The 13,415-nt window shown below is 37.1% G+C and carries 13 protein-coding genes; 5 read left to right on the forward strand and 8 right to left on the reverse strand.

Annotated elements, in window-relative coordinates:
* Window positions 1–84: 84 nt before the first annotated feature.
* The 3 genes from RT405_RS00605 to RT405_RS00615 form a co-directional block, all read right to left on the reverse strand.
* Complete coding sequence (locus RT405_RS00605) at window positions 85–402, reverse strand: carboxymuconolactone decarboxylase family protein (RefSeq protein ID WP_313466756.1); 318 nt, start codon at window positions 400–402, stop codon at window positions 85–87.
* 14 nt (window positions 403–416) lie between these two features.
* The gene (locus RT405_RS00610) at window positions 417–833 is read right to left on the reverse strand and encodes a cupin domain-containing protein (protein ID WP_313466797.1); all 417 of its coding nucleotides are present in this window, start codon (window positions 831–833) and stop codon (window positions 417–419) included.
* A gap of 188 nt (window positions 834–1,021) precedes the next feature.
* On the reverse strand, window positions 1,022–1,897 hold the full coding sequence (locus tag RT405_RS00615) for a LysR family transcriptional regulator (protein ID WP_313466757.1): 876 nt from the start codon (window positions 1,895–1,897) through the stop codon (window positions 1,022–1,024).
* A 326-nt stretch (window positions 1,898–2,223) separates the two neighbouring features.
* Between RT405_RS00615 and RT405_RS00620 the strand changes: the two genes are divergently transcribed.
* From RT405_RS00620 to RT405_RS00640, 5 genes are all read left to right on the forward strand, one after another.
* Window positions 2,224–2,466 carry a hypothetical protein gene (locus tag RT405_RS00620; protein ID WP_313466758.1) on the forward strand — a complete coding sequence of 81 codons (243 nt, stop codon included), beginning with the start codon at window positions 2,224–2,226 and terminating at the stop codon, window positions 2,464–2,466.
* Between the two features lie 511 nt (window positions 2,467–2,977).
* Entirely contained in the window at window positions 2,978–3,865 is an 888-nt protein-coding gene (locus tag RT405_RS00625) for a helix-turn-helix transcriptional regulator (RefSeq protein ID WP_313466759.1), read from the forward strand.
* A gap of 36 nt (window positions 3,866–3,901) precedes the next feature.
* On the forward strand, window positions 3,902–4,804 hold the full coding sequence (locus RT405_RS00630; protein ID WP_313466798.1) for an FAD:protein FMN transferase: 903 nt from the start codon (window positions 3,902–3,904) through the stop codon (window positions 4,802–4,804).
* A gap of 43 nt (window positions 4,805–4,847) precedes the next feature.
* A complete protein-coding gene (locus tag RT405_RS00635) occupies window positions 4,848–5,456 on the forward strand; it encodes an NADPH-dependent FMN reductase (RefSeq protein WP_313466760.1) in 609 nt (202 codons plus the stop codon).
* An 18-nt stretch (window positions 5,457–5,474) separates the two neighbouring features.
* Window positions 5,475–6,728, forward strand: coding sequence for an NAD(P)H-dependent oxidoreductase (locus RT405_RS00640; protein WP_313466761.1), 1,254 nt, complete (start codon window positions 5,475–5,477; stop codon window positions 6,726–6,728).
* A gap of 118 nt (window positions 6,729–6,846) precedes the next feature.
* Here RT405_RS00640 and RT405_RS00645 read toward each other — a convergent pair whose 3' ends face one another.
* The 5 genes from RT405_RS00645 to RT405_RS00665 all read right to left on the reverse strand — a co-directional run.
* On the reverse strand, window positions 6,847–9,915 hold the full coding sequence (locus RT405_RS00645; protein ID WP_313466762.1) for an MMPL family transporter: 3,069 nt from the start codon (window positions 9,913–9,915) through the stop codon (window positions 6,847–6,849).
* Window positions 9,916–9,934: 19 nt separating this feature from the next.
* Entirely contained in the window at window positions 9,935–10,444 is a 510-nt protein-coding gene (locus RT405_RS00650; protein WP_313466763.1) for a helix-turn-helix domain-containing protein, read from the reverse strand.
* A 573-nt stretch (window positions 10,445–11,017) separates the two neighbouring features.
* Window positions 11,018–11,395 (reverse strand): pyridoxamine 5'-phosphate oxidase family protein, encoded by a 378-nt coding sequence (locus tag RT405_RS00655; protein WP_313466764.1) that lies wholly within the window; start codon window positions 11,393–11,395, stop codon window positions 11,018–11,020.
* A 459-nt stretch (window positions 11,396–11,854) separates the two neighbouring features.
* Window positions 11,855–12,595, reverse strand: coding sequence for a tRNA pseudouridine(38-40) synthase TruA (truA, locus tag RT405_RS00660; RefSeq protein ID WP_313466765.1), 741 nt, complete (start codon window positions 12,593–12,595; stop codon window positions 11,855–11,857).
* A gap of 326 nt (window positions 12,596–12,921) precedes the next feature.
* Window positions 12,922–13,415: GNAT family N-acetyltransferase (locus RT405_RS00665; RefSeq protein WP_313466766.1), on the reverse strand; the 494-nt coding region annotated here is incomplete at its 5' end.

Below are 13,415 nucleotides of genomic sequence, written 5' to 3' on the forward strand. Positions count from 1 at the left end.
AGAAAAATTTCATTTTAAGCTCCTTTGGGCATAAACACAATTTACCCTAGCAAGTTTTAAACAAACTAGGGTAAATATGCTCCATTATTCTTCTGTAAAAATTTCTTTTGCTAAATTAAACGCTGACCAAGCTTGTGGCCACCCTACATAAAAAGCTAAATGAGTAATGAGTTCTACAATTTCCTCCTTCATCACACCGTTTTGTTTCGCAATCTTTAGATGTGCTTCTAATTGTGGAACTCCTTGTGTTAGTAAACTAGCAACCGTAATCAAACTACGATCTCTAGGTGATAGTTCTTTCTCTCTAGCCCATACTTCGCCAAATAAAACATCATCATTCAACGCTGCAAATTGTGGGGCAAATTCTTCTAAATTATCTCTACCTGCCGTTTGCTTTTCCATATTCTCGCCTACTTTCAGTTATTTTTTAGATTTGTATAGATTTCATCAGAAACTTGTTCTAGCCATTCTGGTGTTCCTGCTGTAATTGCAATATGCTCAAACCAGCTATCTTTTGATGCCCCATGCCAGTGCTTCACCCCATCATGCGTAACAATGATATCTCCCGCTTTTAGAAATTGAACTTCTTTTCCTTCTTCTTGGTACAAACCTTCTCCACCTGTTACTAATAAAACTTGGAAACCATCATGATGAATATGCCAATTATTACGACATTCCGGTTCGAAGGTTACATTTCCTACACCCACATTTATATCTGGATCTGCCACTAGATTTTTCAAATAACTCTGCCCTACAAAATATTGGGCAAAAGCCTCATTTTTCTCTCCAATTGGAAAAATAACACCATTTTTTACTTCTTCATGTTTCATTATCTTTATCTCCCTTCATTGGCTTCATACTGACTGATTCAATTTTCAATAGCTATAGAACTATATTTACTTTAAAGATTCTTGACTCACAATATTTTTAAAAAGCTGTAAACTGAACTTACTATACAAGTAAGTTCAGTTTACAGCTGAATATTCATAACGTCTAATGCTTATAAAGTTACATAGTATGCTTAAAAAGCATACTTAATTTTCTCAATAAAAACATTCGTTGTTGGCGACAGTATAGTATTTTTTCTCCATGCTAAAACACAGTTGGTTTTAATTTCTGGTATTAGAGGTAAAAATTTCAACGTATCGGGTTGTCTATTCGAAGCAGCACCTTCCATTATTAACGCAAGACCCACATCATGTTCTACAAGTGAGAAAACATTAAAAATCAAATTATACGTTCCGATAATAGTTAATTTTTCTTCTAAACCCGACCAAGTATCAAACATTTTTTTTACATCTAATCGAAATGGGCTGATAATAGGTAAACCAACTAATTCTTCTGAACTGATTTGAGACTTACTTGCTAAAAAGGAGTCTTTAGATACAAGCAACCCCCATCTCTCTTGCTTTGGAAGAACGATTTTCTCATACTTTTGAATAGAAATAGGCTCTGATAGTAAGGCTACGTCTAGTAATCCTTTATCTAATCGCTCAAGAATATTATCTCCTGTACTACTATAAATATTAAATGTTACCTGTGGATGTTCAACTAACATTTCTTCTAAAAACATCGCTAAAGTATCTGAATTCTCTGCTTCTACTGACCCAATTGATATATGTCCGCTTAAAAACTCTTGAGATTTACTTTGAAATTCTTGTTCTGTTTTATCATTCAACAGGATAATCTCTTCTGCACGACTCTTTAAGTACATCCCGGCTTCAGTCAGAAACATTTTCTTATTTTTTCTAATAAATAGATCTGTTTCAAGCTGTTCTTCTAATTCTCTAAGTTGCCTACTAAGTGTTGGTTGGGTAATATGAAGTACCTTTGCAGCCTGTGTAATACTTTTTTCTTCCGCAATAGTCAAAAAATATCTAAGTATTCTTATTTCCATAGTCTATTTCCCCCCATACTAATTTCAATCCTTACATTTAATCATATACATAAATTGCTTTTCTGGGAAATTAAATCTACTGAATAACTATATATTTGCCGTTTTCTCTCTGCTCAAAAAATGGCAAACAACTATATACAATCAAAGACCATACTAAAATCTGCACGTTTGATTAACTGGATAAGCTTTTTGGTGTTAAAATGGAAATATAAAAAAACAGTCCTCAGCAAATAAGATGGGTTCTTAAATAAATAAATAATACTTCACTGGTATTTTTAGATGTCCAGTGCTCATCTACATTACCTATTTTGATAAGGAGATTGGAAATGGATATTATTATTGGATTACTGACAACCGTCATAGCAGTGATAGTGATGTATTTAATGATAAAGAAATATATTGATACCTATACGAATACAACTCACTTTGTCTGTCCAAATTGCGGCTCCCATTTTAAGTTGTCAAAAATCAATTTCTTATTTGCTTTAAAAACAGGTACACCGAATGAACGTGTTGTAACCTGCCCTATTTGTGGATATAGAGGACGGATGCCTATGGTTAAAGATTAAATATTTAGCTTCACACCAGCTTTTTTTGAAACTCGAGTTAGAACTAACCTTTAAAAAACGAGCTAGGTTACGGACTCTCTCTTTCCAGCAGATGAAGCTGCAAACGACATCAATAGCAAGTAAAAAAATAATTTATTTTAATTTTAACCTTTTTGGCATGAATGAGAAAGTTCATTCATGCCTCTTTTTGTACAACAAATAGAAACAGCTAAACATACCTGTCAAAATCTTTATATATTTTTTTATATATTCGTGTTGACATATATATAGTAAAAGAGTATTATAACTGGTGTAGAGGAAATGTGAATAATAACACAATCTCAAAAGAAATAAAACCAGAGTCAATAAAAAATCAAAAAAATTACTTCAGAAGTCAGTAAGCATAAGGTCTTCTACATGCTGATGAAAGAAGCTGTGAGGGTTATCTCGGATTTTTTATTTACAACTGCAATCGGTTACGAAAGCGAAAAAAAGAACTAATGAACAAGATACAAAAAGCTGGAGGAATAAAATGAATATTGAGAGATTTATTGAAGCGCGTAAAGCGATGGGGTTTTCTCAAGTAGAACTAGCTGAAGGTATTTGTACCCAAGCGACTTTAAGCCGCTTTGAAAACAATGGACGCATTCCAAATTTGAAAATATTAATCAAACTTTGTAATCGCCTCGGACTTCCATTAGGTGATTTATTTCCAAAAGTTGGAGTGCGGTATACAGAAACGATCGAGACAATGAATCAAGCAGAGTTTTTTCTTGTCACAAGTGAGTATCAACAAGCAGCAGCATTGCTTAGTACGATAGCGGTAGATACAATAGAAGATTCCACTTTGTCCTTACGTTACCTTTATCTGCAAGGCTTTATCATGATTTTTCAAAATTGCTCTATCACAGATATTTTGTTTAACTTCGATAAGATTTTATTAGAAGATGATTCCAGCGGTTCAGAGATTTTTCGCTTGTTGGCTTATACTGGAACCGGTATGGTGTACTTTCGAGAAAACGAGCAAGAAAAAGCCGAATTTTATTTTAATAAAGTACTGGAAAAGATCTATCTTTATAAGGAAACTGAGCTGGAAGATACGTGGCGTGTACTGAACATTCTTTTTCATTGCAGTGTATTTTATTCTGAGGTTCATGAAATAGAAGCAAGCAATACGTTGTTGCATTATGCTCTCTCTATTTGCTCAGACAATCACGTAACTTTTTATCTTGCAAGGGTTGCTTCTCAGCTTGTCAAAAATGCCATTAACCAAAATGAACCACAAGAACTCATTTTAGAATTAATCTATGACGCAAGAGCTTACGCCAAAATCAATAAAAATACTGTTTTACTTAATGAACTGGCTACATTAGAGCAATCTATCTTAGCCAATGATTATGAATTAGATGAAAAGAGGTGATTCCAGTTGGATCGTAAAAAAAGAGTCATTCACTTGATGGGAACGGTCATTGATTTAATGGTTCAACATGAATCACCTGATGTCGTATTAGACGAAATGGTTGTCCACTTAAAAGAATACGAGCACCGTTTTAGTGCGAATGACGCAAGTTCTGAATTGATGGCCATCAACAAAAATGCCGGAATTCAATCGGTTGCTGTTCACCCTGATTTGTATCAATTGATTAAAATCGGGAAGCAGCACAGCTGTTCTCCAAGCAGCCATTTAAACATTGCGATTGGTCCATTAGTTCAGACTTGGCGTATTGGATTCGCTGATGCTAAAGTTCCTGCAACAGAAGAAATCCAGTTCCTTCTTAGAAAAACAGATCCTCATAAGATTGTCTTAAATGACACTGAACAATCTGTTTTCTTAAGTGAACCTGGCATGCTGATCGACTTGGGTTCTTTGGCAAAGGGATTTATCGCGGATTTACTCATCGATTATTTAAAAAGGACCGGCGTTTCCTCTGCTTTGATTAATTTAGGCGGAAATGTTGTTGTCTTAGGTCCTGCACATTCTGATGAAAATCGGGATTGGAAAATCGGAATTCGACAACCGGGTTCGTCTCGTACACAATCGATGATCGCTTTGAAAGTCTTTAATCAATCCATTGTCACATCCGGTATTTACGAGCGCAGCTTGACAAATGGAGAACAAAGCTATCACCATATTTTAGATCCTCATACCGGCTATCCAATTGAGACAGATGTGGCCAGCTTAACGATTGTGTCAGATCAATCAGTAGATGGCGAAATATGGACCACTCGTTTATTTGGAAAGACGTCTGAAGAAATTATCCATACGTTAAATCAATTAGAAGGAATCGATGGATTAATCATTACGAAACAAGAAAAAATCCTCTATTCTGACGCATTAGAAAGCAAAATAATCAACTAGTTTATTGTCTATATTAAAAACACAATTGAAAGGAAGTAACAAAATGAAGAAATTTATTGGATTGGTTGGAACAAATTCAGATCACTCTACAAACCGGATGTTGTTGCAATTTATGCAAAAACACTTTGCACATCAAGCTGAGATCGAGCTAGTGGAAATTAAAGATATTCCGCTATTTAACAAACCAGAAGACAGACAAGTGCCTTCAATCGTAAAAGAAATTGCTGCAAAAATTGATGAGGCTGACGGCGTCATTATCAGTACACCAGAATATGATCATGCTGTTCCAGCATCACTGATCAATGCACTGAACTGGCTTTCATACGGTATCTTCCCTTTTGTAGACAAACCAGTGATGACTACTGGAGCTTCTTACGGAACACTCGGTTCTTCAAGAGCCCAAATGCATTTGCGTCAAATTCTTGATGCACCTGAATTAAAAGCTCGTGTAATGCCAAGTTCAGAGTTTTTACTAAGCCACTCTTTACAAGCATTTGATGAAAATACTATTCTGATTGACCAAGAACAAACTAAAAAAATAGAAGGCTTGTTTGAAGACTTTCTGATTTTTGTCGACATCACAAACCAACTAAAAAGTGCACATGCGATCAATAAAAAAGAAGCAGAAAACTTTTCATGGGAAAATATATAAAGATAGGAGCTGGAAAAAATGAAATTAGTCGGTATTGTAGGATCTAATGCAGAGGTATCATATAATCGGTTATTATTAAAATTCATTGAGAAAAAATTTAGTCAGTTAGTTGAATTAGAGGTACTCGAAATCAAAGACGTTCCGTTGTTTAACCAAAGCGATGACCAAACAAATAGCCCTGCTATTCAAAATATCAGCAAAAAAATCTTGGCTGCAGATGGCGTGATCATCGCTACTCCTGAACACAACCGCACCATTCCTGCCGGTCTAAAGAGTTTGCTCGAATGGCTGTCTTTTAAGATCCATCCATTAGAAAATAAACCGGTGATGATCGTTGGAGCTTCTTATTATGATCAAGGTTCTTCACGCGCACAATTGCACTTACGTCAAATTCTTGATGCACCTGGTGTAAATGCAATGGTTTTCCCAGGAAATGAATTCTTATTGGGCAAAGTCAAAGAGGCATTTGATGAAAATGAAAATTTAAAAGACCAAAACACAATCAATTTCTTAGAAAGCACATTGAAAAAATTCATTCAATTTGTCAAAATGGTTTCCTTATTGGAAGAACCTAAACCAGAACCAGCTAAACCGGAAGACTTGCATGCAACAGGAACCATTGATACGACTATCGAAGGCGTGGACATGTCTGCTGATGACTGGGTCGAACAAGCGGCTGAAGCTGTCAATGCTGTAGAAGGTAAAACATATGTTAAATTAAATCGCGGTATTTTAACTGTAGACCAATTGAATTATTTCTTAGCTTCTATGCCAATGGAATTAACTTATGCAGACAACAACAACCAATTCTTATACTACAATCATACAAAACCTGGCAGTGAAATGTTAGCTTCACGCGTACCTGGACAAGCAGGGAATCCGTTGGCAAATTGCCACCCGCCAAAAGCATTGAAAAATGTAGAATGGGTTATTCAACAATTGCGTTCAGGAGCACAAGATGCAGTTCGTGTTCACGTTCCAACACATGGTCCTGACAAGTTTGTCGTGCATAATTACCAAGCAATGCATGACGAAGAAGGCAATTATGTGGGAATCAATGAATTTATTTTGGACTTCAAGCCCATTATTGACTGGTACTTAAAACAAACCGGCCAAACATTAGCAGGCGATGTTGATGCAGTTTCAGGCGCTTCTGCTAAACAACATGAAGAAGTAGACAGTGTGTCAAGTGCCAGTGTTAAAGAAAGCGAAGAGCCTGTAGCAGCTGCTGTAGCTGTAGACAGCGTTTCTAGTGCTAGCGTTAAGGATTAACTCTTTTATCAGTGAATAACAAAGAGACCCAGCAAGGCGTATCTGCCTAGCTGGGTCTCTTTGTTGTGATTACTATTAAACAACCTGTAGTCGGTTTGCTTAATTTTATCCAAATGTTTTACACTCTATTGTTTTTTCTTTTTTTATTGCCGGATAAATTAGCTATCGTTTCCGGAAAAATCATTAAAGCCGGCAAAGAAAGAGGCAGCAAGACAAAACAAAGGATAAGTAAGCCGGTAATAACCGCAATGGCCAACTCAGACAACAGTACAATCCCAGCAGGCATAAGTGTGGCAAAAGTTCCTCCCAGTATAATGACCGCTGTGATGATCACACTACCGATCTGTTTCGAGGCCAATACAATGGCCTCTTTAGGCGGCAAATGAGGGTATTCTTTAAACCGCATCATCAAGAAAATGCTGTAATCCACTCCTAACGAGACAATAATGATAAAGGAGAAGAACGGTACAAAAGAGGATAGTCCCGCATTACCCAATACATTGATAAACAGGTAGTTTACCACGAACATCGCTGCATAATAGGCTCCTACCAGAGAACCTGTGATGAAAATCGGTGTCCAAAAAGAGCGGATAACAAAGAACAAAACAAGCAATACGCCAGCAATGACGAAAATCATAGTTTTAGTTAAATCTCTGGATAAGATATTGTTCATGTCATTTGTTGTAGCACTCGATCCCGTTGTTCCATACTTGGCATTGGAAAGTACTGTACCTTTCAAACTAGCAGAAAGGGTCGCATTGATATTGTCAATCGTTTGTAAAGCTTCCGTTGAATACGGGTCGTCATTTAAAATAACCGTCATTTTGGTGATGGTTCTGTCTTTAGACATAAAGGCGTCTAATGAATCTTTAAATTCGCCATTCGTCAAAGCTTCCTTTGGAATAAAGAAACTTTCATTCTGATTCAGCTGAGTCAAATACTGATTCGTTTGGCTGATACCGCCAGAAATCTCTTCCAATCCGCTATTGACAGCCGATAATTGATCTCCAAAAGCACTAAATCCATTTAAGCCTTCCGCAAGCTGTTGCTGCCCCGCTTTCATCTGGCCAAGTCCTTCATTGACACTCGTCATATTCGTTACAACGGTGTCTATTCCTGACGAAGCTTCTTCCACTCCTTCTTTCAGCTGCTGCAAACCAGCTGCCATTTGATTCAATCCGCTGCTGATATCTGTCAGACTGTCATTAGCCGTACCAAAACCAGCCGTTACGGTATTGTATTGTTCATTTAACTGGTTCATGCTTTCAAGTGTGATTTCACTTAAAGAAGAAGACAATGTGTCCAATGTTTGGGTCAATCCCAAGTAGATTTCATCATTCATTAAATCTGAATGGCTGTTCCCTAAGTCAGCAACCATTGATTGCATAAGAGAAAGGGTGTCTTTTACACTTAAAAGAGCTTGGACAGCGCCTTGGTAATGTGTTCCCATCTCTTGATACCCGGCTTGCATTTTGCTGTAATTTCCAGCTAATTGCGCGACTCCGCTGCTCATATCTGAAAGATTGGTTTCAATCGCAGCAATACCGTTTGAAATAGTTTGTGAATCGTTTGCACCATCAGCCATTCCAGCTTGGATTTGCTTCAATCCATCCGACAATGCTGTTACGCCGTTTTGCAGTTCTGCTGTCCCGTCAGCCATTTGGCTTACTTGAGAAAAGTCAGCTGATCCAAGTTTTTCTTGTGCTTCTTTCATCCCATTTGCTATGCTGTCTACGCCTGTTTGCGTTTGTGACAACCCTTCCGTTACAGGTTTCATTTGACCTGAGACATAAAAATTATCAATTCTCTCGCCTAATGGTTGGGTAACGGCTGATACTTGCTTAACGCCTTTCAAATCTTTTAGTTGTTCAGCAACATCGTCAATTACTGCAAGCGACTCGTTATTGTCCAGTGCTTTGTCGTTTTCAATCACTACCGTAGCTGGCATGGATTGACCTTTGCCGAAATGCTCCGCCACCAAGTTGATGGCTTTTGAAGAAGGATAGTCATTCCCAAGTTCGCCAACCGTATCAAAATTTAATTTTTCTTGGTGGAATATAACCATTGGCCCGATCACTACAAGGGTCACCAAAGTTACAATAATCGGGTGCTTCACTCCTAGAGAAGAAGCTGCGCCCCAGAATTTATTTACTTTGTGTCCTCCTGTACTTTTAGACGGCCAGAAAAGCTTTTTGCCTAACACTTTCATAATAAAAGGGGTCAACGTTAAAATTTCAAGCAACAGTACCGTTACACCAATTACCACCACTACGCCGGACCGATAAATTGGCGATTCGGAAAAAACAAGCGCCAGAAATGCAATAAATACGGTAAGTATGCTATAAGCAATGGTTTTACCGGCTGTTTTATAAGTAGTTACAATAGCTTCGTCGGTTGATTGTCCGTTTGCCAATTCTTCTTTAAAGCGGTTGAAAAGAAGGATATTGTAATCTGTCCCAAGACCAAAAAGAATGAGGACTAGCAGCATTTGAGTCAGACTTGTGACTGGAAATCCTGCTTTATCGATCAACTGAGCTGCAATCCCCATTGAGCACAAATAAGAAAAGGCTACTGCTGCCAAGGAGACAAGCGGAGTTACAACAGACTTAAACGCAATGATCAACACAACAAGAATAAAAATGACCGTCAATGCAGCACTTTTTTCTACACCTGATTGGGTCGCTTTCAAATAGTCGTTATTAACAAATTCTTCCCCGCTCAAATAATGTTCGACCGGTACGTTCTCCAATTTCTTCTCAAACAGTTTTTGGATATCGTCTATCTCTCTGCCTTTTTTATCCAGCTTATAACTAACCATCAACGTCGTATCGTCTTCAGAAATCAACGAGTCTTTGGCTTCCGGCATATCGAAAGGATCGATCATATTCGTGATGCCAAGTTCTGAGCTACTGTCTTTGATAGACTTCACAGTATCTCCTATTTGTTTCATTTCATCGTCGGAAATTTTATCTTTATCAAAAAAAACGATCAGGTTATCTGTCCCTTTTGTTGTGTCCATTTTTTTCAATATTTTACCTGCTGTGACAGATGGGCTGTTTTCACTCGTGCCTTCTTGTCCTTGTTCTCGCAAGATGGCATTGGTATCTGGTTGAATAACGGTCAATACAACCGTAGCGATCAGCCAGACAGCTAAAATGATCCAGCGTCCTTTTATAATGTTTCTCATCCTTGAGCCCCCTGCTTTACTATTTTTTCTTGCGTTTTTCTTTTTCGGTGAAATACAAGATATCAAAGAATTTATCTTCTTCCATCCCTTCAGCTGCCATTTCTTCCTTAACCGCTGAAACCAACAATTTCATTCCTTGCTCCACTGTCTCTTGTTCTGCAGTCGACAACCGATCTAACACTCCAACTAACGACTGATTTTTAAGTTGCGCGATACTCTCATCGATATCTTCATCCAGTCTGGGAGACAACGAGATATCTGCTAAGCGTTTGTCTTTTGAATTAGCCGTTTTCACTAAAAATCCTTTTGACACCAATCTATCCACAATATCCGAAACCGTACTTTGGGTCATTTTTAAATTTTGGGAAAGGAGTTTGATACTTACCGTTTTATGGGCAAATACTTCTCCGATCACTCTGATTTGCGGAACGGTAACGCCATGATCCTCTGCTTGTTTTTGAAGACCCTTCATTGTATAACGTTGCAAATAATCAATCGATTCTCCAATAAAGTTTGCCTTTTCCAGCATTCTCAACATCCTTTCAAATAATAATCGTACACGATGTATCGCATACGATACATATATTAAAACGATCCGTCCTACTTGTCAATCAAAAGTTTGTCTCGCTTTTTTATTACCCTAACTGTAAAAAAATATTTGAAAAATTGGTTTGTGAACCTTAAATACGAGAATTTCAAATACTCAGGGTACTCAAAAGGTATTTGCCTACCTTACAAACCTTATTGCGTGACCTGAAGAGAAGGTTATAGTGGTATTAGGTCATGATAAACTTCTTTACGTGCCCTAATAATTGGAATCCCTTGTCTTAAGGGCACGATAAGTCCCATTATTGAGAATTTTTTTAATGACGTGCTTTTTGGTGATAACCGAAAAGATCTGATCGAAATGGTTAAAAGAAATAAGTTCACTTTATTTGTAAAAAGAAGGTTGTGTAATTTTAATACAACACTGATGATACTCAGTCCATGATGCCTTCGATTCCACTCTTTAAAACAAGTACAGAAGTAAAATAGCTTTTTGAACAAAAAATAACCACTAGTGCTGTATAAAACACTAGTGGTTTACATTGAATAACTTATGTTAAAGAAGCTGTTTAGCGGACTCTACAGTAACTTCAAGTAACTTGTTCATAAAAGGAAACTCTGCTTTCATTTGTTCGAATTCGTTACCGGAATCTGTAAAACGTGCCCGTCCTTCTACTAAGAAGCCAGTTCCTTGGTAGTTATTGAACCCTTCTACTTCACGGCTGCCTAAAGTTAAAATGACTCGGTCATTCTTTGCAACATCCCCTTGAACACTTGTAAATCCTGCGATAGGAGCTAAAATACGTTCGTCCTCCGTAATCCGCAAATAGGAATTCCACGTACACCGAACATTGGGCTTACTATCGTTTCCCCATGAAGTTACAGAAACTACTCCCTCATGTTGAGTGACTTCATAAAACTTTTTACTTAGCATATTTTTTTCCTCCTCTTATCTGTCTTTGTGACTTTTTTATTATACTCCTCTCAGAACATACGTTCAATACGAGATATAATATTTGAAGGAAGTGACTTATTGATTTAAAGACGGAGTAACCTTCTGAGCTATTTTTATTTGCCTATAGTAAGATTTCTGCAAAGCTTACGTCATGTTTTTGTTCTATATTTATAAAACAAGATGGATCAGATACCAGCTAGGTTTCAGAAGTTTTTACGTACTCAGAAGTCCCTACAACAACTGCCGTCTCTCTGTTGAATAAGTTTCGAAAAAATAGTACGTAGATCACTTATATTCGCCAACTTACTTCAAAATTATTCTTTGTCTCTTTAGCTAAAGTAATAAACGTCATCAAGCCCAGCTACTTGCTCAATTTTACTTAATTTTCTAAGCAGACGTTCACTCAGATGGCTATCTTGGCATATCATCCTAATCTTATCAGTCGTAAGAAACTTCATCTAGGAACAAACCTTGAGAAGGCACTGTCATCCCGGCATCACTTCTGATCCCGCTCTCAAAGATGGCGTCAATGTATGTCGGCTCCATTACTCCTGCTCCAATTTCCAGCAGTGTTCCCATCATGATTCTGACCATTTTATATAGGAAGCCTTCTCCTACGAATGTAAAGTGCAACAGATCGCCTTCCCTGTGAATTGTAATCTCATCAATCGTTCTAACTGTTGATTTTTTTGTCTTTTTAAGTGCAGAAAAACCAATAAAGTCATGGGTTCCAATAAGTTTACTGCAAGCCTCATTCATCTTTTCGACATCAAGTTGTTCAGGATAATGGTAGCTATAATTGCGTTCAAATGCAGATGGAACAACTGTATTCCAGACATAATAGCTATATTTTTTCCCACTAACATTATACCGAGCATGGAATCGTTCAGGAACCTCTTCCAACTCTTTAACGATAATATCACGTGGAAGATACGTGTTCAGATGATCCCGCATCGCCATTAAGTCTAAATTTGAAGTCGTTTTGAAATTGGCTACTTGCCCTTTGGCATGGGTTCCGGCATCCGTTCTACCGGACCCGATGATTTCAATTTTTGTTTTCGTCATTTCTGACAGGGTATTCTCTATTTTTCCTTGAATGGTTTTGTCCGAATCCCCTAGCCTTTGCCAACCCTGATATCTGCCGCCATCATACTCAATGGTCATTTTAATGTTTCTCATCTTATCCCTCTTCATCAGCTTATTCTATTTTCGTTTCTCTTATTACTATGCCGTATTTAACTGCGTACGTCAAAAGGTCTTATAAACACACAAAATTACTTAAGATAATACATTGAGAACTTTATTAGCTAAAGATTCCTTTACACATTATGGAAGCATAGGTTGTTTTTAGCAACTACATTGGATTATTTTTAAATACCGCACAGTAGTCTTCATATTAAAACGAAATGCCGACATCTTAATAAGAGAAATCGGCATTTCGTTTATTCACAATATGTTTAGCGTGATTCTTTTGGAGATTGACTGCCAACAAGTATATTTTCGCATTACGTTGTTAAATTTTTCTGCAAAATCACTTCATCACCATTCATTTTTCCCGTTTCAAAGAAACCAAATTTTTTATATAGGCGGATGGCATTTTTATTTGTCGGTTTGGTCGATAAAGTAATATAATTCGCCTTGGCTTCTTCAAAATAGTTCATGATTTTTTCTAGCGCTAATGAAGCGTATCCTTTACCTTGGTATTTCTCATCGATCATAAACTGCCATAACCAATACTGGAGATATTCTTCTTCAATTTTTTTATCAAAAACAAAAGCGGTATATCCAATAACTGTATTATTCAGATTTATAAAAAAGGGACGAGCCTTTTTTAGAATATCGTTAGCAGCTTGAATCGCTTCTGGAACAGACAAAACTAAATTCTCTTTCTTTTGATCATCTGTTACTTCTAAATGTTGAGCGATAAATTTATTTTCTTCTGTGACCGGGATTAAACTAATCGTTTGTTTCTTCGCGAACAACTTCAATTCTTTCTTCA

Origin of the sequence: Carnobacterium sp. (assembly GCF_032094055.1) — a bacterium.
In the GTDB taxonomy this organism is placed as follows: domain Bacteria; phylum Bacillota; class Bacilli; order Lactobacillales; family Carnobacteriaceae; genus Carnobacterium_A.